This window comes from Candidatus Pelagibacter sp. Uisw_137, assembly GCF_047720245.1.
Lineage (GTDB): Bacteria > Pseudomonadota > Alphaproteobacteria > Pelagibacterales > Pelagibacteraceae > Pelagibacter.
The window spans coordinates 709270-733072 of record NZ_CP159811.1 but is presented as its reverse complement, the minus strand read 5'-3'; the positions used below and the strand labels follow the sequence as shown (position 1 = coordinate 733072).

29 protein-coding genes and 3 tRNA genes are annotated in these 23803 nt (G+C 30.6%); 20 read left to right on the top strand and 12 right to left on the bottom strand.

Annotation, left to right across the window (positions count from 1 at the left end; genetic code table 11):
- Window positions 1-85: 85 nt before the first annotated feature.
- Genes ABXT61_RS04015 through ABXT61_RS03995 form a run of 5 tightly spaced genes read right to left on the bottom strand, consistent with a single transcriptional unit; the run spans window position 86 to window position 4591 of the window.
- Window positions 86-862 carry a fumarylacetoacetate hydrolase gene (locus ABXT61_RS04015; protein ID WP_415314490.1) on the bottom strand — a complete coding sequence of 259 codons (777 nt, stop codon included), beginning with the start codon at window positions 860-862 and terminating at the stop codon, window positions 86-88.
- A complete protein-coding gene (locus ABXT61_RS04010) occupies window positions 862-1662 on the bottom strand; it encodes a M23 family metallopeptidase (protein ID WP_415314489.1) in 801 nt (266 codons plus the stop codon). Before ABXT61_RS04010 ends, ABXT61_RS04015 begins: the two co-directional genes overlap by 1 nt.
- Window positions 1647-2405, bottom strand: a complete 759-nt coding sequence (locus ABXT61_RS04005) for an SDR family NAD(P)-dependent oxidoreductase (RefSeq protein WP_415314488.1) — start codon at window positions 2403-2405, stop codon at window positions 1647-1649. The genes ABXT61_RS04010 and ABXT61_RS04005 overlap by 16 nt, the downstream gene beginning before the upstream one ends.
- The gene (locus ABXT61_RS04000) at window positions 2406-2996 is read right to left on the bottom strand and encodes a TerC family protein (protein WP_415314487.1); all 591 of its coding nucleotides are present in this window, start codon (window positions 2994-2996) and stop codon (window positions 2406-2408) included.
- Window positions 2996-4591, bottom strand: a complete 1596-nt coding sequence (locus ABXT61_RS03995; RefSeq protein ID WP_415314486.1) for a GMC family oxidoreductase — start codon at window positions 4589-4591, stop codon at window positions 2996-2998. Before ABXT61_RS03995 ends, ABXT61_RS04000 begins: the two co-directional genes overlap by 1 nt.
- A gap of 151 nt (window positions 4592-4742) precedes the next feature.
- Between ABXT61_RS03995 and ABXT61_RS03990 the strand changes: the two genes are divergently transcribed.
- The 6 genes from ABXT61_RS03990 (at window position 4743) to ABXT61_RS03965 (ending at window position 10966) form a co-directional block, all read left to right on the top strand.
- Window positions 4743-5837, top strand: coding sequence for a TRAP transporter substrate-binding protein (locus ABXT61_RS03990; protein ID WP_415314485.1), 1095 nt, complete (start codon window positions 4743-4745; stop codon window positions 5835-5837).
- A 70-nt stretch (window positions 5838-5907) separates the two neighbouring features.
- Window positions 5908-6555, top strand: coding sequence for a TRAP transporter small permease subunit (locus ABXT61_RS03985; RefSeq protein WP_415314484.1), 648 nt, complete (start codon window positions 5908-5910; stop codon window positions 6553-6555).
- Window positions 6555-7889, top strand: coding sequence for a TRAP transporter large permease (locus ABXT61_RS03980; protein ID WP_415314483.1), 1335 nt, complete (start codon window positions 6555-6557; stop codon window positions 7887-7889). The genes ABXT61_RS03985 and ABXT61_RS03980 overlap by 1 nt, the downstream gene beginning before the upstream one ends.
- A 25-nt stretch (window positions 7890-7914) precedes the next feature.
- On the top strand, window positions 7915-9372 hold the full coding sequence (locus tag ABXT61_RS03975; protein ID WP_415314482.1) for a cytosine permease: 1458 nt from the start codon (window positions 7915-7917) through the stop codon (window positions 9370-9372).
- A 4-nt stretch (window positions 9373-9376) separates the two neighbouring features.
- On the top strand, window positions 9377-10123 hold the full coding sequence (locus tag ABXT61_RS03970; RefSeq protein WP_415314481.1) for an SDR family NAD(P)-dependent oxidoreductase: 747 nt from the start codon (window positions 9377-9379) through the stop codon (window positions 10121-10123).
- A gap of 201 nt (window positions 10124-10324) precedes the next feature.
- Window positions 10325-10966 carry a DUF3047 domain-containing protein gene (locus tag ABXT61_RS03965; RefSeq protein ID WP_415314480.1) on the top strand — a complete coding sequence of 214 codons (642 nt, stop codon included), beginning with the start codon at window positions 10325-10327 and terminating at the stop codon, window positions 10964-10966.
- Between the two features lie 2 nt (window positions 10967-10968).
- Here ABXT61_RS03965 and ABXT61_RS03960 read toward each other — a convergent pair whose 3' ends face one another.
- Window positions 10969-11106 (bottom strand): hypothetical protein, encoded by a 138-nt coding sequence (locus ABXT61_RS03960; RefSeq protein ID WP_415314479.1) that lies wholly within the window; start codon window positions 11104-11106, stop codon window positions 10969-10971.
- Window positions 11107-11163: 57 nt separating this feature from the next.
- Between ABXT61_RS03960 and ABXT61_RS03955 the strand changes: the two genes are divergently transcribed.
- Window positions 11164-11589: a YbgC/FadM family acyl-CoA thioesterase gene (locus tag ABXT61_RS03955; protein WP_415314478.1), complete on the top strand. Its 426-nt coding sequence runs from the start codon at window positions 11164-11166 to the stop codon at window positions 11587-11589.
- Here the strand turns inward: ABXT61_RS03955 and ABXT61_RS03950 are convergent.
- Window positions 11582-12256, bottom strand: a complete 675-nt coding sequence (locus ABXT61_RS03950; RefSeq protein ID WP_415314477.1) for a uracil-DNA glycosylase — start codon at window positions 12254-12256, stop codon at window positions 11582-11584. The two genes, ABXT61_RS03955 and ABXT61_RS03950, sit on opposite strands and share 8 nt — an antisense overlap.
- A gap of 2 nt (window positions 12257-12258) precedes the next feature.
- Here ABXT61_RS03950 and ABXT61_RS03945 point away from each other — a divergent pair, with 2 nt between their 5' ends.
- Together ABXT61_RS03945 and ABXT61_RS03940 are read left to right on the top strand one after the other, a co-directional pair.
- Window positions 12259-12810 (top strand): histidine phosphatase family protein, encoded by a 552-nt coding sequence (locus tag ABXT61_RS03945; RefSeq protein ID WP_415314476.1) that lies wholly within the window; start codon window positions 12259-12261, stop codon window positions 12808-12810.
- A gap of 19 nt (window positions 12811-12829) precedes the next feature.
- Window positions 12830-12967, top strand: a complete 138-nt coding sequence (locus ABXT61_RS03940; RefSeq protein WP_018414052.1) for a hypothetical protein — start codon at window positions 12830-12832, stop codon at window positions 12965-12967.
- Here the strand turns inward: ABXT61_RS03940 and ABXT61_RS03935 are convergent.
- Genes ABXT61_RS03935 through ABXT61_RS03925 form a run of 3 tightly spaced genes read right to left on the bottom strand, consistent with a single transcriptional unit; the run spans window position 12964 to window position 13799 of the window.
- Window positions 12964-13398, bottom strand: coding sequence for a hypothetical protein (locus tag ABXT61_RS03935; RefSeq protein ID WP_415314475.1), 435 nt, complete (start codon window positions 13396-13398; stop codon window positions 12964-12966). The two genes, ABXT61_RS03940 and ABXT61_RS03935, sit on opposite strands and share 4 nt — an antisense overlap.
- A complete protein-coding gene (locus ABXT61_RS03930) occupies window positions 13385-13555 on the bottom strand; it encodes a hypothetical protein (protein ID WP_415314474.1) in 171 nt (56 codons plus the stop codon). Before ABXT61_RS03930 ends, ABXT61_RS03935 begins: the two co-directional genes overlap by 14 nt.
- Window positions 13548-13799 (bottom strand): DUF1289 domain-containing protein, encoded by a 252-nt coding sequence (locus ABXT61_RS03925; RefSeq protein WP_415314473.1) that lies wholly within the window; start codon window positions 13797-13799, stop codon window positions 13548-13550. Before ABXT61_RS03925 ends, ABXT61_RS03930 begins: the two co-directional genes overlap by 8 nt.
- Window positions 13800-13899: 100 nt before the next feature.
- On the opposite strand from ABXT61_RS03925, the gene ABXT61_RS03920 reads away from it, so the two are divergent.
- The 8 genes from ABXT61_RS03920 to ABXT61_RS03885 all read left to right on the top strand — a co-directional run bounded on the left by ABXT61_RS03920 (window position 13900) and on the right by ABXT61_RS03885 (window position 21534).
- A tRNA-Leu gene (locus ABXT61_RS03920) sits at window positions 13900-13984 on the top strand.
- A 15-nt stretch (window positions 13985-13999) separates the two neighbouring features.
- On the top strand, window positions 14000-15451 hold the full coding sequence (gene tig / locus ABXT61_RS03915; RefSeq protein ID WP_415314472.1) for a trigger factor: 1452 nt from the start codon (window positions 14000-14002) through the stop codon (window positions 15449-15451).
- A gap of 31 nt (window positions 15452-15482) precedes the next feature.
- Window positions 15483-16094 carry an ATP-dependent Clp endopeptidase proteolytic subunit ClpP gene (clpP, locus tag ABXT61_RS03910; RefSeq protein ID WP_415314471.1) on the top strand — a complete coding sequence of 204 codons (612 nt, stop codon included), beginning with the start codon at window positions 15483-15485 and terminating at the stop codon, window positions 16092-16094.
- A gap of 91 nt (window positions 16095-16185) precedes the next feature.
- The gene (gene clpX, locus ABXT61_RS03905; RefSeq protein WP_415314470.1) at window positions 16186-17454 is read left to right on the top strand and encodes an ATP-dependent Clp protease ATP-binding subunit ClpX; all 1269 of its coding nucleotides are present in this window, start codon (window positions 16186-16188) and stop codon (window positions 17452-17454) included.
- A 59-nt stretch (window positions 17455-17513) separates the two neighbouring features.
- Window positions 17514-19898 carry an endopeptidase La gene (gene lon / locus ABXT61_RS03900; protein ID WP_415314469.1) on the top strand — a complete coding sequence of 795 codons (2385 nt, stop codon included), beginning with the start codon at window positions 17514-17516 and terminating at the stop codon, window positions 19896-19898.
- Between the two features lie 288 nt (window positions 19899-20186).
- The gene (locus tag ABXT61_RS03895) at window positions 20187-20477 is read left to right on the top strand and encodes a hypothetical protein (protein ID WP_415314468.1); all 291 of its coding nucleotides are present in this window, start codon (window positions 20187-20189) and stop codon (window positions 20475-20477) included.
- A gap of 223 nt (window positions 20478-20700) precedes the next feature.
- Window positions 20701-20928 carry a hypothetical protein gene (locus ABXT61_RS03890; protein WP_415314467.1) on the top strand — a complete coding sequence of 76 codons (228 nt, stop codon included), beginning with the start codon at window positions 20701-20703 and terminating at the stop codon, window positions 20926-20928.
- A gap of 321 nt (window positions 20929-21249) precedes the next feature.
- A complete protein-coding gene (locus ABXT61_RS03885) occupies window positions 21250-21534 on the top strand; it encodes a hypothetical protein (RefSeq protein WP_415314466.1) in 285 nt (94 codons plus the stop codon).
- Between the two features lie 15 nt (window positions 21535-21549).
- On the opposite strand, the gene ABXT61_RS03880 is transcribed toward ABXT61_RS03885, so the two are convergent.
- Together ABXT61_RS03880 and ABXT61_RS03875 are read right to left on the bottom strand one after the other, a co-directional pair.
- Entirely contained in the window at window positions 21550-22122 is a 573-nt protein-coding gene (locus ABXT61_RS03880) for an inner membrane-spanning protein YciB (RefSeq protein ID WP_415314465.1), read from the bottom strand.
- On the bottom strand, window positions 22119-22781 hold the full coding sequence (locus ABXT61_RS03875; RefSeq protein WP_415314464.1) for an MORN repeat-containing protein: 663 nt from the start codon (window positions 22779-22781) through the stop codon (window positions 22119-22121). The genes ABXT61_RS03880 and ABXT61_RS03875 overlap by 4 nt, the downstream gene beginning before the upstream one ends.
- A 400-nt stretch (window positions 22782-23181) precedes the next feature.
- On the opposite strand from ABXT61_RS03875, the gene ABXT61_RS03870 reads away from it, so the two are divergent.
- From ABXT61_RS03870 to ABXT61_RS03860, 3 genes are all read left to right on the top strand, one after another.
- Window positions 23182-23257 (top strand) — tRNA-Val (locus tag ABXT61_RS03870).
- Window positions 23258-23270: 13 nt separating this feature from the next.
- Window positions 23271-23347 (top strand) — tRNA-Asp (locus ABXT61_RS03865).
- Between the two features lie 87 nt (window positions 23348-23434).
- Window positions 23435-23803: an NADH-quinone oxidoreductase subunit A gene (locus ABXT61_RS03860; protein WP_415314463.1), complete on the top strand. Its 369-nt coding sequence runs from the start codon at window positions 23435-23437 to the stop codon at window positions 23801-23803.

Here is a 23803-nt window from a genome sequence, read left to right as displayed (position 1 = left end):
TAAGCTTAAACTTTTATTTCTTCATATTAAAACAAAACCAAATTATTGTTAATTATTAAGGTTTTTATTAAATGATAGTCTAAAATTAATGAATAATTGCTTTAGCTGAACCAAGTTGAGCTACCTTTCCAGTATAAAGGCCTTTACCTAAAATTGGCACAACACCAACAGTTGATCCAGTGAATACATAAAAATCTTTATCAAGATTTACTTTATCTTTTTTCAATTCATTCAACACAAATCTAAGTGAGTTTAGTGGATTTATGTAAACAGTGTTTGTATTACCATTAACACTTTGACCAATTTTTTTATTAGTAATATTTGTCTTTAAGTTTCCAATATTAATTCTTTTGTATTTTTTCTTTTGTCCAATTAAAAATTTAACATTAGCACCAAAATCACTACATAAATCACCAAAGCTAGTTATTCCTTTTTTCTTTTGTCTATAACCAATAACTTCAATACAAGGAGCCATATGTGAAATATACTTTGTTACGTTTTTCATAGTAATTAATCCTTTAGATGAGAAAAAGTTTTTCTTAATTAAATAACAAACTTCAAGCTCTATACCTAAAGTAGACTTATTAATTTTTACTTTTTTTCCACTTTTTATAAAATTCTTTTTAAAGATTGCAGCATAGAAGGGCCTCTTTTCTTTAAGTTTTTTCATGACAGGTAAACCTGTTCCTGCAGCTTTAAATCCAATTATTGGATCTTTAACTTTACTCTCACATAATTTTCTTAGCTTTTGAGCATCGCTCAATTTTTTTGTAAATTTTGTTGGAAGGGGTGCAATTATTTTATTGTTAACAAATGCATTAACTAATTTATCTGCTGTTTTTTCTAATAGGGTTTTTTTCATTATTGAATGTTTAGTATAGTTGCAGGATCTAGTCTAGTACCAAACCAATTAAGCCTTACGTCAAGATGAGGTCCGGTTGATCTACCTGAAGAACCAACAGTTGCAATGATATCTCCTTTTTTAACGTGATCACCTACATTTACAAAAATTTTATCCATATGCATGTAGAGAGTTGAAATTCCATGACCATGGTCAAATATCAAAGTTGCACCTGTATAAAATAAATCTTTTTCAGCTAGAGTAACAATACCGTTATTCATTGCTTTAACTGGGGTACCTTTTTTTTGCGCAAAATCTAAACCATAATGGGGCCATTTGGGTATGCCATTTAAAATTCTTTGACTACCATAAACACCAGTAATTATTGCATCATCAACTGGCATAATAAACTTTTCCTTAAAAAACTGTAAGTCGCTTTCAATCTCTCTTGCATCAGCTATTAATTTATTTTCTTTTTTAATTCTTGCATAAAATTCTTCTGGAGGTGTAACCTTTTTTTTAGGTAGGCCATCAATTTTTTGAATATTGTATTTTCTCTTTTTAATTTTTTTTACAATCTTATTATCATTTTCAGTGATCGTAATGTCAAATTTTCTATCTTTTTCAATCCCAAATGCAAAATAACCATCTTTTGAAACTTTAACTTTTTTTTTGTCTATAAAAATTGATGACCCAGGATCAGTTTTTCCAATAATGAAATGTCCTTGAATAAATTTTCCCTGAAACTCTAATGCAAAAGATTGAGTTGAAAAAAATAACGCTACTAATAAAAGTAATCTATATATTACTTTGCAGTCCATCCACCGTCTACTAAAATTGATGTGGCCGTAACCATTGATGATGCAGAAGAAGCTAAAAAACAAACACTTGTTGCAACATCACTTTCTGTTGCTAATTTTCCCATAGGAATATTACCTAGAGCTAACTTTTTAAATTCTTTGTTTTTAAAAAATTTTTTAACCATTGGCGTTGCAACAAAAGTCGGGGCTACTGTATTTACTCTAATATTATTTTTTGCAAGCTCAACACCCATACCTTTAGTTAAACCCTCAATACCAAATTTTGTCATATTATAAACATTTCTACCGGCCATTCCAACGTGACCAAGTTGAGAAGACATATTAATAATTGATCCACCTCTTTTTTTATTCTTTAACATTTTTTTAACAACTAATTGAGCAACATTAAAAGCTGCTTTAAGATTTAAATCTACCAAGTAATTCATACTCTCTTGTTTAATTTTTTCAAAAGGTTCTGGAATATTTGTTCCAGCGTTATTAACTAAAATATCTATGATTTTAATTTTATCTAGATTTTCTTTTAAATCATTGTAATTCATTACATCACAATTAACTTTGATAACATTACCTTTTATCTTTTTTATTTCTTTTCCAAGTTTATCAAGGTCAGATTGTGTTCTACTTAATGCAATCACTGTTGCTCCAGCTTCAGCAAGAGCAATAGAGCAGGCCCTTCCTAATCCTTTGCCTGCACCCGTAACAAGTGCATACTTGTTTTTAAGATTTATTTTTTGTAAGTACATTTAAATAAATAATTTTAAATCAGTATAGATTAATTCGATTGCAACAGCTAGTATAGCAATCAAACCAATCCAGGCTATCCACTTATATTCATTAATCCATCTTGATATAACGGTTGCAGCTGTTGCCATAAGAACTATTGATAAAGCTAGTCCAAATATTAGCAATATATAATGATCACCAGCAGCACCAGCTACACCTAAAACATTATCCAAACTCATTGTAAAATCAGCAAGTAAAACTGTCCATATAGCTTTCATAAAACTTGAATTATCTACTTTAATATCTTCATCACCTGACTGACCTTTGATTACATCTGTGTAGAGTTTGTAGACTATATAAAGAAGAAGTAATCCTCCTATCAGTCTTAATCCTGTTATTTGTAATAAATAGGCAGTTAACATGGTTAGGATAATTCTTAAAATTACTGCACCACCTATTCCCCAAAAGATTACCTTTTTTCTTTGTTTTGCTGGAAATTTAGAAGCAACCATTCCAATGATAATGGCATTATCTCCTGCTAAGATTAAATCTATAAATATGATTTGACCTAAGATTACCAGTTGTCCAGGTCCAAATAATTCTGCAATCATCAGTTGCTTAGTATCATATCAGCACCTTTTTCTGCAATCATTATTGTGGGTGCATTAGTATTACCAGAGGTGATATTGGGCATTATAGAAGCATCAATCACTCTTAAATTTTTTATACCATGAACTTTTAATTGGTCATCAACAACCGCCATATTATCTTGACCCATTTTACAAGTTCCTACTGGATGAAATATTGTTTGCGCGTAATTACTTGCAGCTTTCACTAGCTCTTCGTCATCTTGAATATTGGCACCAGGTCTAAATTCTTCAGGTTCATATTGTTTAAATTCATTGCTTTCTAAAACAATTTTTCTAATTAATCTTAAACCTTTAGCAGCTACTATCCGATCCTCATCACTTGAAAGATAATTCATCTTAATCTTTGGATTTTCTCTACTGTCTTTACTTATAATATTAATTTCACCTTTACTTGTCGGTCTGATGTTTGCAACAGTAGGGGTGAATGCAGCAAAATCATGTAAATTTGAACCACCCAATTTATCTGTACTAATTGGTTGAACGTGAAATTGTAAATTAGGAGTTTCTTTAGATGAGTCACTTTTTGCAAATCCACAAAGTTGACTAGCACCCATAGTCATTGGACCACTTCTTAAAAAAACATATTCCATTCCAATCATTAATTTACCAATTAGACTGTTAATCTTTTTATTCAAAGTTTTAATATTTTTAACTTTATAAACAGGTCTAAACATTAAATGGTCTTGTAAATTCTTACCTACACCAATAGAGTTTTTTACAACATCAATTCCAAGTTTAGATAATTTTTCACCATTACCAATACCAGAAGTTTGAAGAATTTGTGCAGAACCAATTGAACCAGCACTTAAAATTATTTCCTTGTTTGCTTTAGTTGTAAAAGATTGATTATTTTTCCAGTAAGAAACACTGACAGCTTTTTTATTTTCAAAGTTTACCTTTTCAACATGACACTTTGTTTCGATCTTTAAATTTTTTCTATTCTTAATTGGATTTAAATACCCTACAGCTGTGCTACATCTTAAGCCATTCTGTTCTGTTACTTGAAAGTAACCACATCCAAAATTATCACCCTTGTTAAAATCATTCACTTTAGGGATACCAATTTCTTGAGCTGCATTCATGAAAGCATCTAATATAGGTAATTTTATTCTTTGGTCTGAAACAGATAATGGTCCACCAACACCATGAAATTGACTTCGGCCTCGCTCTTGATTTTCAGCTTTTAAAAAATAAGGCAAAACATCATTCCAGCTCCAACCCTTATTTCCCAATTGTCTCCAAATATCATAATCTTGCTCTTGCCCTCTTATATAAAGTAGTCCGTTTATAGAGGAGCTTCCACCAAGAGTTTTTCCTCTAGGGTAGGGTATAGATCTGTTTTCCATCGTTTCATCAGGTTCTGTTTTATAGCACCAATCCGTTTTTGGATTATGCATTGTTTTATAATACCCAACTGGAATATGAATCCATGGGTAGGAATCGTTTCCACCAGCTTCAATTAAAAGTACTTTGTTATTTGGATTTTCTGAAAGTCTATTAGCTAAAACACAACCAGCTGACCCAGCACCAATAATTATATAATCAAAGTTATCCATACGAATAATGAGTTTATAATCTGTAAAATTAAAAATACTAGTGTTCACGGTAATTTTAAGTTGTTAATAATGATATTAGTTCTTGTTTTAGATTTATTTTTTTGAAAAGGTTCTTCTTTTATAAAAAAACACAACGAGAGGAAAAATAAATATGAAAAAAATCATATCATTGTTTGTTGGGTCGCTTCTACTTACTGTAATGACAGTATCAGGTGCATCTGCGCAAACTCTTAAGTGTCAAACCGTAATTAGTGCAAAAGCTGATGAAGTGGTGATGTTGAAAGACTTCACTGATACAGTTACTGAACTAACGGGTGGATCACTTAAGTTCGAAATTATGCCAGCTGGATCAGTAGTAGGTGTAAAGGAAACTTTAGATGCAGTTGATAAAGGATTAATCGATTGTGGTTTTGCTTGGACTCACTATTGGTCAGGCGATCACCCAGCAGCTATGTTATTTGGTTCGCCAGTAGCAGGTGCAGGTGTTGGTATCGATAACATCGCTTTTTTATCTTGGTTCCAATATGGTGGTGGTAAAGAACTTTACGACCAACTATGGTCTGAGATGGGAAGAGACATCAAAGGATTTATGTTACAACCAGTAGGCCCTGAAGCTTTAGGTTGGTTCAAAGAGCCAATTAATAGCATGGCTGACTTTAGAAAGTACAAGTTTAGAACTCCTCCGGGAATTCCTGGCCAAACTTATAAAGATATTGGTGTAGCTTCTGTTGCAATGGGTGGTGGAGATATTTTACCAGCTCTTGAGGCAGGAACAATTGATGCTGCTGAATGGTGTTGTCCTAAGCCGGATATGACATTTGGTTTCCAGAAAGTTCTAAAACATTACTACCTACAAGGTCTTCACCAAGTAGTAGTAAATGCTGATTTCTATATTACAGGCTCTAAGTATAAAAAGATGTCTGCTTTAGAGAAAAAAGCTTTAGAAGTTGCTGCAAATGCATCTTTATCAAAATCAATGAGTTACAGAATATACGAAAATGGAAAAGCTCTACATGAGCTAACTACGAAGCATGGTGTTATTTTACATGATACACCAGCTGACTACTTCCCAGCTTATATGGCTGCTGCAAAAGCAGCTTTAGAAAAAAACTCAGCTAAGAATCCGTTCTTTGCTAAAGTTTGGCAGTCTCAAAAAGACTTTGCCGATATCGCTGTACCTTTTTGGTCTGGATCTCAAATGTCAAATGCTAAGCTAGGAATGGCTCACGCAGCAACATTAAAGTAGTATTTAGATAAAAGATAATTACAATTGAAGCGGGCTTAACGGTCCGCTTCTTTTTTTAAAGAAATGAATTATGCCAAGAAACCACAATTCAACAAAACCTAAAAAATCAATCAAGCCTATGAAACTTGATATTTCAGATGAGATGATCGCTGAAAGAAGAGGTGGTTCAGGACCAATGCCAAGAAATATGCCTAAATGGATGGCATTAACTATTACAAGAATTGATTTAATTAACAAATGGATAGGCAATATAGTTTGTTGGTTAGTGATACCTTTAACTTTTGCTATGGTTTATGAAGTTTTAGCTCGTAAACTTTTTAATGCTCCAACAATGTGGGCATATGACATGAGTAGATTTTTATATGGAGCTTTATTCATGCTGGGCGCTGGTTATGCACTATCAAAAGGTGTTCATATAAGAGCAGATTTTTTATACAGAAATTTTAAAACTAAAACTCAAGGTAAAATTGATTTTTGGCTATATTTGATATTTTACTTTCCAGGACTAAGTGTATTTCTTTATATGTCGACGATTTTTTTACAAGAATCTATCATGAGAGGTGAGAAGGGAATGGACACAGCATGGATGCCTTTTATGTGGCCAATAAAATCATGTTTATGGTTAGGAATAGTATTTTTAATTATTCAAGGAATTTCAGAGTTATTTAAAAGTTATTGGGCAGCTACCAAAGGTAAGTGGCCAGGAGGAAAAAACTAATGTTAGCAGAATTCATAGATCCAGCTATCTTAGGTTTTATTCTTATTGGTGTAATGCTATTCTCTATATTTGTAGGTTTTCCAATTTCATTTACTTTAATATTTTTAGGTTTTTTCTTTGGATATCTAGGGTTTGGTAAACTAGTATTTTATTTAATGACATTGCAGTTCTCAATGGTCATGACAGAACAAACGCTTGCAGCAGTTCCCCTCTTTGTCTTTATGGGAATTATGATGGAGCAAGCTGGATTAATGGAAAGATTGTTCTCAGCATTTCAATTAATGCTAGCTAAAGTAAGAGGCTCTTTATATTACGCAGTATTATTTGTTTCAGTTGTTTTTGCAGCAGCTACAGGAATTGTTGGAGCATCAGTTACAATTTTAGGAATTATGGCTGCAAAATCCATGAACAAATCAGGATATAACGTTCGATTAGCAGCAGGAACAATTACAGCAGGTGGAACTTTAGGAATATTAATTCCGCCAAGCATTATGCTTGTTGTTATGGGTCCTATTATGGAAATACCTGTTACAGATTTATTTGCTGCAGCAATTATTCCTGGAATATTATTAGCAACGCTTTACGCGGCATACACAACTATTAGATGTTGGATTGACCCCAGTTTAGGGCCTGTATTACCAAAAAGATTAAGAGCAACTAGTATGACCGCTGTTTGGAAGGAGTTCTTTATTGGATTAGTTCCCCCGGCAGCTTTAGTGTTTGCTTCACTTGGAAGTATTTTGTTTGGATTTGCTACACCAACAGAAGCGGCTGGTTGTGGTGCAATGGGATCTTTATTATTGGCTTTAGCATATAGAAAATTAACATTTGGAAGACTACAAGAAGCTTTAGTTAAAACTTTAGAAATTTCTGCATTAATAATGGTTTTAGTTGCGGCATCAAACTTTTTTGGTGCAGTATTTTCAAGACTAGGAACACCAATGCTTTTAACTGATTTTTTACTAGGTTTAGAAATGAACAGATACTTAATCCTTGCAATGATTATGGTTATGATTTTTCTTTTAGGATGGCCTTTAGAATGGGTACCAATTGTTATGATTATAGTGCCAATTATATTGCCTTTAGTAGAAGCACTTGGTTTTAATTTAACTTGGTTTGCAATACTTGTTGCAGTTAATCTCCAGACCGCCTGGCTCTCACCACCGGTTGCTTTGTCAGCTTATTTCTTAAAAGGTGTAGTTCCAGAATGGGATTTAAAAGATATTTATCACGGGATGATGCAGTTCATGGTTATTCAAGTTATTGGTTTAATTTTAATTATAGCATTTCCTCAGATTGCTTTATGGTTACCAAGCTATCTATATGGACAGTAGAACTTATTAGTTTATTATAGTTTTAGTGAATCAGATCAAATCAAAAAATACTCTAATTAATTGGGAACTAGTTGCGGTTAATCCAAACGATAAAAATTGGAATTGGAAAGATTTATTTTATTTTTGGGCAAACAATATCCAAAGTTTGATTGCTTTTTCTTTAATTGCCTCACTTTATTTAGTTTATGAATTAAATATTTTTGTAGTTTTAACCGGAAGTTTAATTGCTTCAATATTTGTTTATATTTTTGCAAATTTAATTGGTAAACCATCCCAAAAATATGGACTTCCTTTTTCAGTAATCCTTAGAACCTCGATTGGAATAAAAGGAGCTAAATATTTTGCTCTATTGAGAGGACTGGTTGGAATTTTCATGTTTGGAATTCAAACATATTTTTTATCAAAACTTTTTAGCTACTTAATTAGAATAACATTATATTCTATTGAAAATTCACTCTTAGATCAGGATATATTTTTAGTATTTGTTTTTGGTTTAAATTTAATTGATTGGATAGCATTTATTTTTGCAATTTTATTACAAGCCTTTTTATTTAGTAAAAGCCATCAGTTTAATAGGCTTATAATTAAAGTTTCTGCGATTACTGTTTATTCAGGAATGCTTATATTTTTTTTAACAGTCTTTCTTTACGATGTTAAAGTTACATCTGCTGCATTTGTTGATATTTTTTCAATACAAAATGTTTTAAGTAGTAATAATATTGCGCCATTAATTACTGTGGCAGCAACTTTATTTGCTTATTTTTCAGTAGTTATAGTCAATTATGGTGACTTTAGTAGGTATGTAAAAAATGAGAGTGAATTAAAAAAAGGAAACTTAAGCTTAATATTAAATTTGATAATCTTTTCTTTCTTTGCAGTTTTTATAGTAATTGGATCGGATATTTTTCTTAACAAAAATTTAGAACTCATGGAAAGAATTTTAACAAACCCTACAGATATAATTGGGAAAATTGACAATTCGGAATTAACCGTAATTGTGTTGTTTTTCATAGTTTTTGCATCGGCATCAACAAATTTAATAGCAAATTACATCCCCGCTCAAAATTCATTGCTGAATTTTTTTCCTCAAACACTTAATTTAAAAAAATCTTCTATTATTATTACTATTATTGGTTTTATTGTTGGTATACTTTGGTTGCCATTATTAAGTCAGATTGGAATATTAGCATTTGTAGATACTCTTGGTTCTTTTTTTGGTCCATTGTTTGGTGTTATGGTTGTCGATTATTATTTATTAAAAAAAACTAACTTAAATAACAATGAGATTTTTTCTTTAGACGAGAAGGGTATGTATTTTTATTCTAATGGATGGCATTTAAAAGCGATCTACTCATTAGTTTTAGGTTTTATTTTTGCAGCCTCAACAATCTGGAATGAAAGTTTAATGAGCTTCCATTCTTATTCTTGGATCATCGGAGCATTTGTATCATCTTTGACTTATTATCTTTTAGCTAGTAAATAAGCCTATGCATCAGTTTGATTTAAATAATAGAACAGCAATTATCACAGGTGGAGCCCAAGGTTTTGGTCTTGATATAGCAAAGAGATTTTTAAACTCAGGTGTTAAAACTATTATTTGGGATATAGATGAAAATGAACTTAAAAAAGCAACTCAAGAGATAAACAATCCAAATCTTTCTTATAATGTTGTTGATGTGTCTAATTATAAAAATGTTAAAGAAACTGTCGAAGAAATAACAAAATCTACGAATATTGACATTTTAATTAATAATGCTGGTATTACAGGCTCGACATCCTCTCTATGGGATTATGATGTTGATGAGTGGAATAAAATAATACAAATAAATTTAATGGGGACTTTTAACTGTTGCAAGTGTGTTGTGCCTAATATGATTAAAAATAATTATGGTAGAATTATTAACGTTGCATCTGTAGCTGGCAAAGACGGTAATGCTAATGCTAGTGCATACAGTTCAGCTAAGGCAGGAGCAATTGGTTTAACTAAATCTTTGGGTAAAGAACTGGCTGATAAAAACATAGCTGTTAACGCAGTTACTCCAGCAGGTGCAAAAACAAGAATTCTTGATCAAATGTCAAAGGAACATGTTGCCAGAATGCTTTCTAAGGTTCCTAGAGGTAGATTTTTGGAGATAGAAGAATTTACTTCATTAATTTGTTGGCTAGCATCAGAAGAAAACTCATTTTCAACAGCAGCTGTTTTTGATATTAGTGGTGGTCGATCTACTTACTAACTAGTGCTTTAGATTCTACATCAAGAGACTTACTTTCTTTAGAAATAACTGGTGCCAATAGAATTATGGACCAATATATTAATAAAACAAATATAGAAATTAATTTCATTATATTTATATAGTAGCCAATATTGATAATTTAATGCTTAAAGTGTGTTCAAATATTGTTTTAAAGTTTAATTTAGATATAACCTCAGTTTGATGAAATTTTTTTTAATATTATTAGGATGTTTGCTTTTAGTAACAAAACCTTTGTTAGCTGAAAATGTTAATGTTTTTGATTTTACTAACGATGAGTTAAACACATTAAAAGTTAAAAAAGTTAAAGGAGAAACCAGCTGGACACTTGGATCTAATGAAAATGGCAACTTTATTAGAGCAGAAGCCGAAGGTGTTGGGTCAGGCCTAGGTAAAGAAATTAAAATTGATCTAAATAAAACACCTTTTATTAATATTACATGGAAAGTTGAGAAAGATTTATATGGCATTATAGAAACCAGTAAAAAAGGACATGATTATGCGGCTAGAGTTTTTGTGATAAAGAAAACAGGTTCTACGCCATTATCTAATAGAGCAATTAATTATGTTTTTTCTAGTAATAATGATGTTGGAAAAAATTGGCCAAGCCCATATACAAAAAAATCTATTGATTATGTTCTCTCAACTACAAAAAATAACAAAAATACATGGGTTACTGTTAAAGCAAATGTGCAAAAAGATTTTAAGAAACTTCATGAAATTGATGTAACAGAAATTTCAGGTATTGCTATAATGACTGATACAGATAATTCTAAATTAAAAGCTATATCTTATTATCAAGATATTTATTTTTCAGCTGAATAAGATTATTTAAATACTTTTTTAAGACCAATACTTAAAAAAGATAAAAGTACAGCCACAATTACATCTTCAATGGGTGCAGCACTAGGGATCAAAAAATTCCAGGCAATTACACCTAAAAGCCAAATAATATAAACTTTCATTGTTATATTATATCTTAGTTTGATGTTATAAATATTTATTTTTGATAATATAAATTCATGCACGAAAATTTTTTTCACAATATAAAGGTTTATTATGAAGACACTGATGCTGGTGGTGTTGTTTATTATGCGAATTATTTAAAGTTTATTGAAAGAGCAAGAACAGAAGCATTGTTTACAATCGGTTTTAATAATAAAAAAATTAAAGAAGATTATGGAGCCTTAATTGTTGTTAAATCTTGCAACATTGAGTACAAAAAACCATCTTATCTTGAAGACGAGCTAAAAATTAGGTCCTTTATTAAATCTGTTACAAAGACTTCTTTTTTTATGTCACAATTTATTTCTAGAGATAACGAATTAATTGTTGAGGCAAAAGTGCATTTAGTTTTTGTAGATGAAAATGGAAAACCTATAAAAGTTCCAGAAGCTATTTTTAAAGATTTTAAACCCTATTTTTGTGATAGTATAAAAATTAAATAATTTTCTTAGCACTCATAAGCAAACTTACCATTTTTTTTGTATTAATTATTTTTCTATTAACATTCCTTGGGCTAGGGTGATAACTGGGAATTAGGATTTTATTATCAGGCAATATATATTTTGCACCATGTGTGAAGGTTAATTTTTTGTTAAGAGTATAATTTTTTTTATAGAACTTTATACAATTATCAAATGAAACCTTACCAAGCGCTATAATGACTTTTAAATTTTTTAACAACAACAGTTCATTTATAAAAAAAGTTGAACAGTTAGATAATTCATTATTTAAAGGTTTATCTTCTGGTGGGACACATTTTAGTATATTTGTAATATAAGTTTTATTTAATTTTAACCCATCACCAATATGAGTAGAGGTTGATATGTTTGCTATGTTAGCTTTAAATAAACAGTTAAAAAGGAAATCTCCCGATTTATCTCCAGTGAAAGCTCTACCTGTCCTAGTTCCTCCGTGTGCTGCTGGCGCCAGACCTACAATTAATAGTTTGGCATTAATATCACCAAATCCTGTGACTGGTTTAGCCCAATAAGTTTCGTTTATATTTTGTTTTCTTTTCTCTATAGAGATTTTTTTACTAAATTTAATTAACCTAGGACAACTTTTACATTTAACTATTGAATTATTTAATTTTTTGAATTTTATATTCATATATGAAACTTATAAAATTTTTTTTGTTAATACTTTTATCTTTCAATATTTCAATAAAAGCAAATTCAAATGATAAAATACAAAGTTTATTAAAAGAAGGTGAAAAATTAATATTTATAAGACATGCAGTTGCACCTGGTGGAGGTGATCCTGTAGATTTTGATATATTAAGGTGTGAAACTCAACGAAATTTAAGTAAAGAGGGTATTGCACAATCTAAAAATATGGGGAAGTTTTTTTTAGAAAACAATATCAAAATTGACAAGGTGCTATCAAGTGAATGGTGTAGATGTAAACAAACAGCACAATACGCTTTTAACAAATATGAAACAAAAAGTTTTTTAAATTCATTTTTCAGTGAAAAATTTGCAAGCAATAAGAGCAAACAAATAAACGATTTAAAAAGATATATTAATGAATGGAGTGGTGATAATAATTTAGTGTTAGTTACACATTATGTGTTAATTCAAGAAGTGCTGAATATTACATCTTCTTCTGGAGAGCTAATCGTTACAGATAAAAATTTCAATGTTCTTGCTCGACAAAATTTTTAAAAAAATATAAACTAATTAAATGTCATCAAAAAAAGCAATGAAGTTAGCCCAAAAACAAGCTTATGCTAAACATAGAAGCAATATAACTAATAGTAGATTTGGTTCAAAAAAAATAAATTTTACAAGTAAAGTTAATAAGAAAAGTAAAAAATCTTAACTTTCTTTTACAAAAACTTCCACTTTATCACACGTTGAAATTTTCGAAATTCCTTCATCTCCATTTATTACTGTTTTAATTTTAATTAATGGTTTATTTCTTTCAAAGACTAATTGGGTGTAAAATTGTGGGTAACCAATTTTGTCTGTTAGTATTAAGCTTTCATCTTCATAGATAAATCTTTCTACTATATTTTCTTGTTTAACACTAAGGTCAGTAGTTCTATATTTTTTAAAAGTCTTACTGTCATAAATATAATTTCTCTTCATTAAAGACTTTTCAAAATCTAAAATATATTCATTTTTAATAAAACCATCCTTTAGATTCTTGCAACCAGTTAAATGCATAATTTCAGAAAAAACAAACGTCTGAAAATTTACAAATAGGATTGTAAAGATTGTGAAAAAAAGTGTTTTTTTATTTTTTTTCATGTTTTTCTGCGTAAAAAAGTACAATTAATAAAATTGCTGTCCAAATTATACCTATAAAAGCTTTCGGTCCAGTTTCTGCACTCCATAAATTCAAGACTAATGCTCCAAAGATTAATCCTGCAACATAAATTAGTATAGCTAAAGTAGATTTACTCATTATTTAAATTTTTTTTATAAAGTGAAATTCCATTTACAACTTTATGATTATACGATTCTTTAAAACTTTCTAATTGCCAGCCACTTAGGCGTGTCTGAATACTTATTATATTTGACTTTTTCCATTCTTCTGATGTTTCTTCCAATTTCCACATCCTTTTTTCCTCATTACTTCTCGCACAACCATAACAATATCCAGTTTGAGGATCTGTTTTACATATACTTATACATGGAGAAATAATCATTTTTTTAAATTATTACTAAATATAATTGATTATTAATATATTTCATTATTATTGTCATTGGACAAATAGAAACTATCCTATATAAAGCCACAAGAATTGTGGGCGAATGGCGGAATTGGTAGACGCGCTGGTCTTAGGAACCAGTATTGAAAGATGTGAAGGTTCGAGTCCTTTTTCGCCTACCAACAAGTTTAAAAATTATGAAAGTTACAGTAGAAAATAAAAAAGGTTTAAATAAAGACATTAAAGTTTTCATAGATAAAAAAACTATGAATTCTTATATGGATGAAAAATATGAAGAAATTAAAAAGACCTTTAACTTAAAAGGTTTTAGACCAGGGAAGGTACCTAAGGAAGTTTTAAAAAGACAATTTGGTCAAGCAATTTTTAGTGAAGTACTTGATAAAGTTCTTAAAGACACCTCAGTTAAAGCTTTAGAGGATAATAAAATTAAGCCAGCGGGGCAACCTAAGCTCGATCTTAAAACCTATGGTGAAGATAAAGATCTAGAATATATAATGTCGGTAACGGAGCTTCCAAAAGTAGAGCTAAAGTCTGTTGAAAATATTAAATTTGATGAATATTCAGTTAAAATTGACACTAACGAAACAGACAAAAGAATTAAAGAAATTGCCAAAAGTCAGAACAATTTTAAGGAAGTTGCAGCCGATGTTACTGCGGTAGAAGAAAATTTAGTTATTTTTGACTACAAAGCAACAATTGATGGAAAAGATTTTACGGGTGGTGAAGGAAAAAATACTCAATTAATTCTAGGTAAGGACTTATTTATTAAGGGCTTTGATAAGCAACTGACTGGAGTTAAGAAAAATGATGAAAAATCTGTTGATGTTACTCTGCCTGAAAATTATCCGCAAAAAGAATATGCAAATAAGAAAGCTAATTTTATATGTAAGATTATAGAAGTAAAAAAATCAGAAGAGGTAAAAATTGATGATGACTTTGCAAAAAATTTAGGTGCAAAAGATCTTGCTGATTTAAAGGTATTAGTTAGCAAACAAATTAATGATGAATACAAAAATTCTCTAGATAAATTAGCTAAAACCCAAATCTTGAAAGAAATTGAAAACTTTAAAGTGGATGAAATTCCAGAAAACTTAATTGAAGAAGAGATTAAAATTTTATCCCAAGGCATGACTGAAGAAGATTCTAAAAAAAGTAGAAAAAATTTTGAAAAAATTGCTAAAAAAAGAATTAAAGTTGGGTTAATCTTAAATGAATTTGGTGAACTAAATAAAATCAAAGTAACTGAACAAGAAGTTCAAGCAGAAGTTCAAAAACAGCTTAGAATGATGCCTGGCCAAGAAAAGATGGTTATGGAATTTTATCAAAAAAATCCCTCAGCATTAGCCAGTTTAAGGGGAACTGTGTATGAGGAAAAAATTATTGATCTAATAAAAACTAAAGCGAAACCATCTAAAAAAGAAATTAGCAAAGAAAAAGCAGAAAAAATTTTAAAAGAACATCAAAAACAAGATCATAATCATGAACATGACCATAATCATGACCATGATCATCCAGAGGAAAAAAAAGCTTCAAAATCTGCTAAAATTGAAAAAAAACCAGAACCCTCAGTATCAAAAAAACCCTCAGCATCTAAAAAACCTTCAACAAAAAAAGTTAGTAAAAAGTAATCACAAGTTGTATAAGTAAGAGAATCAATTTATGATAACAAACTTATCAGATCAAATGAATACTCTAGTACCAATGGTTGTTGAACAATCAAACAAAGGTGAGAGAGCTTATGATATTTATTCAAGACTTCTTAAAGAGAGAATTATTTTTTTAGTAGGACCAATAAATGATAACGTAGCATCTTTAGTTACAGCTCAACTTCTATTTTTGGAGTCTGAAGATCCAAAAAAAGAAATTAATTTATATATTAATAGTCCTGGAGGACTAGTAACAGCTGGTCTTGGAATTTATGATACTATGCAATACATCAAGCCAGATGTTTCAACATTATGTATTGGTCAAGCTGCATCAATGGGTTCATTTTTATTAGCTGCAGGTAAAAAAGGTAAAAGATTTTCTTTGCCAAATTCTAGAATTATGGTTCACCAACCTTCTGCTGGTTTTCAAGGACAAGCAACTGATATTGAGATCCATGCCAATGAAGTTATGGATCTAAAGAAAAGACTTAATGAAATTTACTCAAGACATACTGGAAAATCAGTTGATGATGTGAAGAAAGCACTAGAACGTGATAACTTTATGAAGCCAGATACTGCAAAAGAGTTTGGTTTGATTGACGCAGTAGTCGAAAATAGATCTTAATACACTACATCTTGACAGCTCTGTAAACTGATACTTGATTAGTATGAGTCATCTATATTAAAGTATCTTAATTGATTCGTTTATAAATTATATGACAACAAATAATAAAAATATTCTTTACTGTTCTTTTTGTGGAAAGAGTCAGCATGAAGTTAGAAAGCTTATTGCAGGTCCAACTGTATTTATATGCGATGAATGTGTTGAACTATGCATGGATATCATCAAAGAAGAAAGCAAAGACACATTTGTTAAACATCAAGATGGATTACCACCACCAAAAGAAATTTGTGCTGTATTAGATGATTATGTTATTGGTCAACCTCACGCAAAAAAAGTTTTATCAGTTGCTGTTCATAATCATTATAAAAGACTTAATTACGAGAGCAAAACAAGCAAAACAGTTGAACTTTCAAAATCAAATATTCTTTTAGTTGGTCCAACTGGTTGTGGAAAAACTTTATTAGCTCAAACATTAGCAAGAATTCTTGACGTTCCATTTACAATGGCAGATGCAACAACTTTAACTGAAGCAGGTTATGTTGGTGAAGATGTTGAAAATATAATTTTAAAATTATTACAAGCTGCTGATTACAACGTTGAAAAAGCACAACGTGGAATTGTATATATTGATGAAGTTGATAAGATTAGCAGAAAGTCAGAAAACCCTTCTATTACAAGAGATGTATCTGGGGAGGGTGTGCAACAAGCACTATTAAAAATTATGGAAGGGACGGTAGCAAGTGTTCCACCTCAAGGAGGAAGAAAGCATCCACAACAAGAATTTTTACAAGTAGATACTACAAACATTTTGTTTATTTGTGGAGGAGCATTCGCTGGCTTAGACAAAATAATATCTCAAAGAGATAAAGGTACATCAATAGGATTTGGTGCAAATGTTAAAAAAACAGATGATAAAAAAACAGGTGAATGGATGAAAACTTTAGAACCTGAAGATTTGTTAAAGTATGGCTTAATCCCAGAATTTATTGGCAGACTTCCAATGATAGCAACCTTAGAAGATCTTGATGAAAAAACTTTAGTTAAAATATTACAAGAACCAAAAAACTCACTAATTAAACAATACCAAGAATTATTTAAATTAGATGGAGCCAAGTTAAGCTTTAAAGAAAATGCAATTAAAGAGATTGCACAAAAAGCAATTAACAAGAAGACTGGGGCCAGAGGTCTTAGATCAATCTTGGAAAATATTTTATTAAAAACAATGTATGATCTTCCAAGTCAAGACAATGTAGAGGAAGTTATTGTAGACGCTAGTGCGGCTAAAGGACTATCTCAACCAATCATAGTTCATTCAAAAAATAGCAGCAAAACTAAGACAGACAAAACTTCAGCTGCTTAATTTCACGTTAATAAGTAATAAATAGCTATTGCAATATTATATTTAATATCCATATTTAGATGATGGATGTTAAAATTGAACGACCTTTATTACCGTTAAGAGATATTGTTGTATTTCCAAATATGGTTATTCCTTTATTTGTAGGTAGAGATAAATCTATTGCTGCTTTAAATGAAGTTATGAAAAAGGACAAAAAAATTGTTCTAGTTACCCAAAAAAATTCAGAAATAGATGATCCAAAAAAAACTGATGTTTTTATGTATGGTTGTGAAGGTAATATTTTACAATTATTAAAACTACCAGATGGCACAGTAAAAGTTTTAGTTGAAGGAAGCAAAAGAGTAAAAATCTTAAATTTTAAAGATAATGAGAAATTTATTATTTGTGAATATGCTCATCATCATGATGTGGTAACTAATGATGAAGACTTGATACCATTAGCAATGACTGCAGTTAGAAGATTAGGAAAACTAACTTCAATTAATAAAAAAATATCAAGTGAAACAATTAATAACATTAAGAAATTAACTGACGCATCACATATCGCTGATAATATTGCGTCTCACCTAACAGCTACTATTTCAGAGAAGCAGCAAATTTTTGAAACTATAGATGTTAAGAAAAGACTTAATTCTATAATTAAAATAATGGAGAATGAAACTAGTATTATTGGAGTTGAAAAAAGAATTAGAGGCAGAGTTAAGACTCAAATGGAAAAAACTCAAAGGGAATATTATTTAAATGAACAACTTAAAGCTATTCAAAAAGAATTAGGTGAAATTGAAGATGGAAAAGATGAGACTTCAAGTTTAAATAAATTAATCATTAAAGCAAAAATGCCAAAAGATGTTGAGAAGAAATGTATGGCTGAGCTTAAAAAATTAAAAAACATGAGTCCCATGTCTGCAGAGGCTACCGTTGTCAGAAATTATCTTGATTGGATGACAGATTTACCTTGGTATAAAAAAGATCAGGTTGATATTGATCTTAAGAAAGCACTTTCTGTTCTTGATGCCGATCATTTTGGTTTAGAAAAAGTTAAAGAAAGAATTATTGAATTTTTAGCAGTCCAAAAAAGAATGGAGAAAATTAAAGGCCCAATTTTATGCTTAGTTGGTCCTCCTGGTGTTGGTAAAACATCATTAGGAAAATCTATCGCGAAAGCTACTAATAGAGAGTTTGTAAGAGTTTCTGTTGGTGGTATGAGAGATGAAGCTGAAATAAGAGGTCATAGAAGAACTTATATTGGTTCTTTACCTGGTAAAATTATTCAAATGATGAAAAAAGCAGGTACAAAAAATCCACTTATTCTTCTTGATGAAATAGATAAAATTGGAAATGATTACAGAGGTGATCCATCTTCTGCTTTATTAGAAGCATTAGATCCAGAACAAAATGCTACATTTAATGATCATTACCTAGAAGTAGATTATGACTTATCTGATGTGATGTTTGTAACTACAGCTAATACTTTAAATATCCTACCTCCATTATTAGATAGAATGGAAGTAATTAGATTGGCTGGTTATACAGAGGATGAAAAAATTAATATTGCAAATAAGTATCTACTTCCTAAACAAATTAAAGATAATGGGGTTAAAGAAAATGAAATGACTTTATCTGAGGACATCATAAAAGAAATTATCCAAAGTTATACAAAAGAGTCTGGTGTAAGAAATTTAGAAAGAGAAATTTCAAAAGTAGCTAGGAAAGTTGTTAAAAAAGTAGTTTCTGGTGAAGAGAAAGAAGTTAAAATTAATTTAAAAAATTTGCCAGATTATTTAGGAATCCAAAAATTTAAATTTGGCGAACTTGAAAGCGAAGACAAAATTGGCGTTGTTACAGGTTTGGCTTGGACTGAATATGGTGGAGAAATTCTTAAAATTGAAACAGTTATAATGCCTGGAAAAGGTAGAATGCAAATTACTGGTAAACTTGGAGATGTGATGCAGGAATCTATCAAGGCTGCAAAATCTTTCATTAGATCAAAAAGTTTAGATTATGGAATTATTCCTCCCTTGTTTGAAAAAAAAGATTTTCATATTCATGTTCCAGAAGGAGCAACACCTAAAGACGGCCCTTCAGCAGGAATTGGAATGGTTACTTCAATAGTATCTGCAATTACAAACAATCCTGTCAGAAGAGATGTTGCAATGACTGGTGAGGTGACATTAACAGGTCAAGTATTGCCAATTGGTGGATTAAAAGAAAAACTATTAGCAGCACATAGAGCTGGAATAAAACAAGTTATAATTCCTAAAGAAAATGAAAAAGATCTTGTTGATATGCCTAAGAAGATTATTGATGATATAAAAATTACTCCAGTTGAGCATGCTGATGAAGTATTAAAAATAGCATTAACTAAAGAGTTAAAAAGAGTTGAGTGGGTAGAGGTTGATAAAATTTCTCAATCTGAAGGTAAATCTCAAGCAAGTATTCAATAATTACCAATTTACATTATCTATTCCTTGATGTATTAGTAGCGCTTGTTTTGGGCGGTTAGCTCAGTTGGTAGAGCATCTCGTTTACACTAAGCTAATCCAGAAAAACAAAAACTTAAATAATCTTTCATCTACAACAGTAATAGCTTACTCAATGGGTGACCCATAATCAAGCCAGGTATGCAATAGGTATGGAAAAAGTTGTTCCATAATTCTTATTTTTCTTCAAATTGACCTCATCTCATTCCATCACCTAGACACCTGATTAGGGGTTTGGTAGGGTCTTAGTTCATGAAAAAACTTTTAGGAATTGTGTTTCTGGGAATGTTAGTAAGCAATACAAGTTTTTCATTAAGTTCTGATAGAGCAAATTATGAATATGAAGTTTGCCGTGATGGAATGGTTGCAAATGGAAATACACAAGCTAGAGCAGCTGAATACTGCAAATGTGCAGTTACCATGATTAGCAATAAGTACACTGATAAGAAATTTGATAAAATTATAATGAAGGGCAATGCCCATATGATGAAGAAGATCAACTTTGCCTCTGTACACTGCAATAAATATAAGAATGCAAAATAATATTTGAAGAAAATCCCGACCAGAGCCCAACAAAAAGTAATCTAAACGTTAATCAGCATTACAAATTCAGCAAACTAGAAGAGTTATAAGGGGCGTTCTGTTACTCAGTGCCCCAGACCGTGTTTCTATAATCCTTATTTTGCAACAAAGTTGATGCAACTTAATCTAGAAACTAACAAAACTTTAAAGCAGATTGTGTGCAGATTGTGTGTTAGGATTTCTTATGAAACATTTTAAACTTGTAGCAATTGCACTCACTATTTTATTTGGTGTGCAATTATTAACTTCAGATAAATCAGAAGCTAGTTACCACGCACCATGGTACGCCTGTTATATTGAGCAAGGTGGGAGTTTGCAGAAATGCATGGGTCCTTACCAGAATAAATACACATGTGAATCTAAAAGATACTCTATTCCCTATGGATCTAGATGGTTAGGTTGTTTCCAGTAATTTAATGAAATTTCATGAAAATGAGATTTACAATTAGCTGTTATAACTAAAAACCTTCCCCAGGTTGAATATTTACTCTTAATTGTTGTCAAATGATCTTTAATTAGATGGAGTTGAATGTTCAAAAGTGTAAGGTTGTTTATATTAAATTAACGTTAATTTAACAAAGGAGATAAAATGGGTGCAGATGCAGGAGCATTTTGGGGTGGAGTATTAATTTTTTTAGCAGTTTGGGCTTTAGTTCAATACTCAGAATAGATTAATCATAAAACATTTAAACATCGGAAAAATTTATTTAGTATTTTTCCGGTGTTAAAAATTATGAAAAAATTAAATCAAGTTCTTATTATAATTTGTATTACTGTTTTTTATACGAATGCAGCTAATGCATTTAAAGAAGGTTCTACTTTTTGGTATAAACATGCACCACATAATGAGTTAGTTGTACATTATACAAAAATGGAGCTTGATGAGCTATGTGCAATGTGGAAAGAAGTTGGTTATTGGAAGCAAAAAAGAAGAGTACCAAATCGAAATGCAATGAAAGAAGCTTTAATCAACAAGGGTGAAGATAAATTTATTTGCATGAGATTAAATAACACCTAATAATTTTATTTTAATCTAACTCAAATTTTTATCATCTACTTTTTCAATATTAAATTTTTTAATCAATTTGATTTGAAAAAATGAAAAAAACATACTTAATATTGGAGTTCCCCAAACTTTAAGATTTATCCAAAACTCTTCAGATTGGGTTCTCCAAACTAATTCATTCAATAATGCTAATCCAAAAACAAATAATACCCATCGGTGGTTAAATATTTTCCAACCTTCTTGTTTCATGGATATCGAACTACCCAGTAATCTTTTAATAATTGGTCCTTCATTAAAATAATTACCAAATAAACAAATTAAACCAATAGAAATATTTAGTACTGTAGGTTTTAAGTAAATAAAGATTGGATTATTAAAGTAAATAGTTAATCCACCAAATAAAATAATAAAAAATCCCCCTAACAATGGAACAATAGCTATTTTTTTTTTAAGGAAACCAACAGCAATTAATGAAATTAAAGTAGCAATAATAAGAGGTGGTATAGCAAGCATTAAGTCTTTGCCGTTATTATAATAAAAATAAAAAAAAATTACTAGAGGGCCAAAATTTGTTACAAAATTAAAAAAAGCTTTTTTCATTTTACAAATTTATCTTTTTTCCAAATACCTTTTTGGATTTTTTCATTTGCATATGTGTAAATTCCCTTTCCATGCTTCAAGCCCATTTTCCAATTACCATCATATATATCTCCATTTATATATGTATAAATTCCTGTTCCATGACGTTCAAGTTGGTTGTCTGGAATATTGTATTCATCTTTCTTCCATTCACCAGAATATTTATCACCATTGGCATATATGTATGTACCACTTTTGCTATATTTACTTTCCTTCCACTCACCAACATACATATCTCCATTGGTATATTTGTAAGTGCCTATTCCATTCTTTTTACCTTTTTGCCATAAACCATTAAACTCTCTACCATCATGAGCAAAAGTTCCTGATCCATGAAACTTGCCTTTTTTCCATTCACCAATATATTTTTCTCCTCTAGGCCCCATACCTGTTCCCTGACATTCTGTCCATTTTCTTGTTTTTTTATAATGTGCTAAATAATTTTTCCACGCTTTTGACTTTGATATTAATTTTTTTAATTTTCCCAATTCACTAGGCTGTTCTAAAAAGAATGTAGAAATATTATTGTCATTTCCCTCACATTCAGGAAGTGAAATTTCTGATAGAGCTACACTGTAAAAAAAAAAGCTTATAATAATAGTTCCTAAAAAAACTCTCATAGTTTATCTTAGCAAAAGCAGCTAAAATTAACCACCCATTTTATCTCTAGTGCCAACTAGACTCAACCATACTCAACTGCCTTTGCCAACCTAAATCCTTTTCATTTTAGTTGTTCCAATAAAAAAGAAAATTATAGGGAAAGTGTTCAATCTATTTTAAACTTTTAATATGAAAAAACTTTTAGGGATCGTGGTTCTGGGTTTGTTGTCATTACCCTCACTTGAACGAGGGTAATAAAAAAGCAGCCAGGTATGCACCAGGTATGGAGAATAAAATTCCATCTTCCAAAAGCCAGGTATGCTATAGGTATGGAGTTTGTTCACTTATTTCCCTCATATGCCTTTCTTAAGTGTTTGCTTTCTCAAATAAGTTGTTATAAAAGGTGCGTAATTTGGTTTTGGGCGGTTAGCTCAGTTGGTAGAGCATCTCGTTTACACCGAGGGGGTCAAAGGTTCGAGTCCTTTACTGCCCACCAAAACAACTAAAGTGGGGGTGTAGCTCAGTTGGTTAGAGCGATCGCCTGTCACGCGATAGGTCGAGGGTTCGAGTCCCTTCACTCCCGCCACTTTTCCTTATTATTTAAGGTTTATATTATTTAAAATGTGACGTAAGTGCCCTTCAACATGATATAAAAACTGCTATATAGACTCAAATGCTTTCAGAATTTTTAAAAGATTATCTACCAATTATTATATTTTTGATTATTGCTCTTGTTCTGAGTTGTGCTTTTGTTGTTGTGAACTTGATACTTTCACCCAAACATCCAGATCCTGAAAAATTATCAGCTTATGAATGTGGTTTTGAACCATTTGAAGACTCAAGAATGGAATTTGATGTTAGATTTTATTTGGTAGCAATTCTATTTATAATTTTTGATTTAGAGATAGCTTTCCTTTTTCCTTGGGCAATTTCATTAGGTAATATTGGAGGTCTTGGCTTTATTTCAATGATGATCTTTTTATTTATTCTTACAATTGGATTTATTTATGAGTGGAAAAAAGGTGCACTTGACTGGGAATAA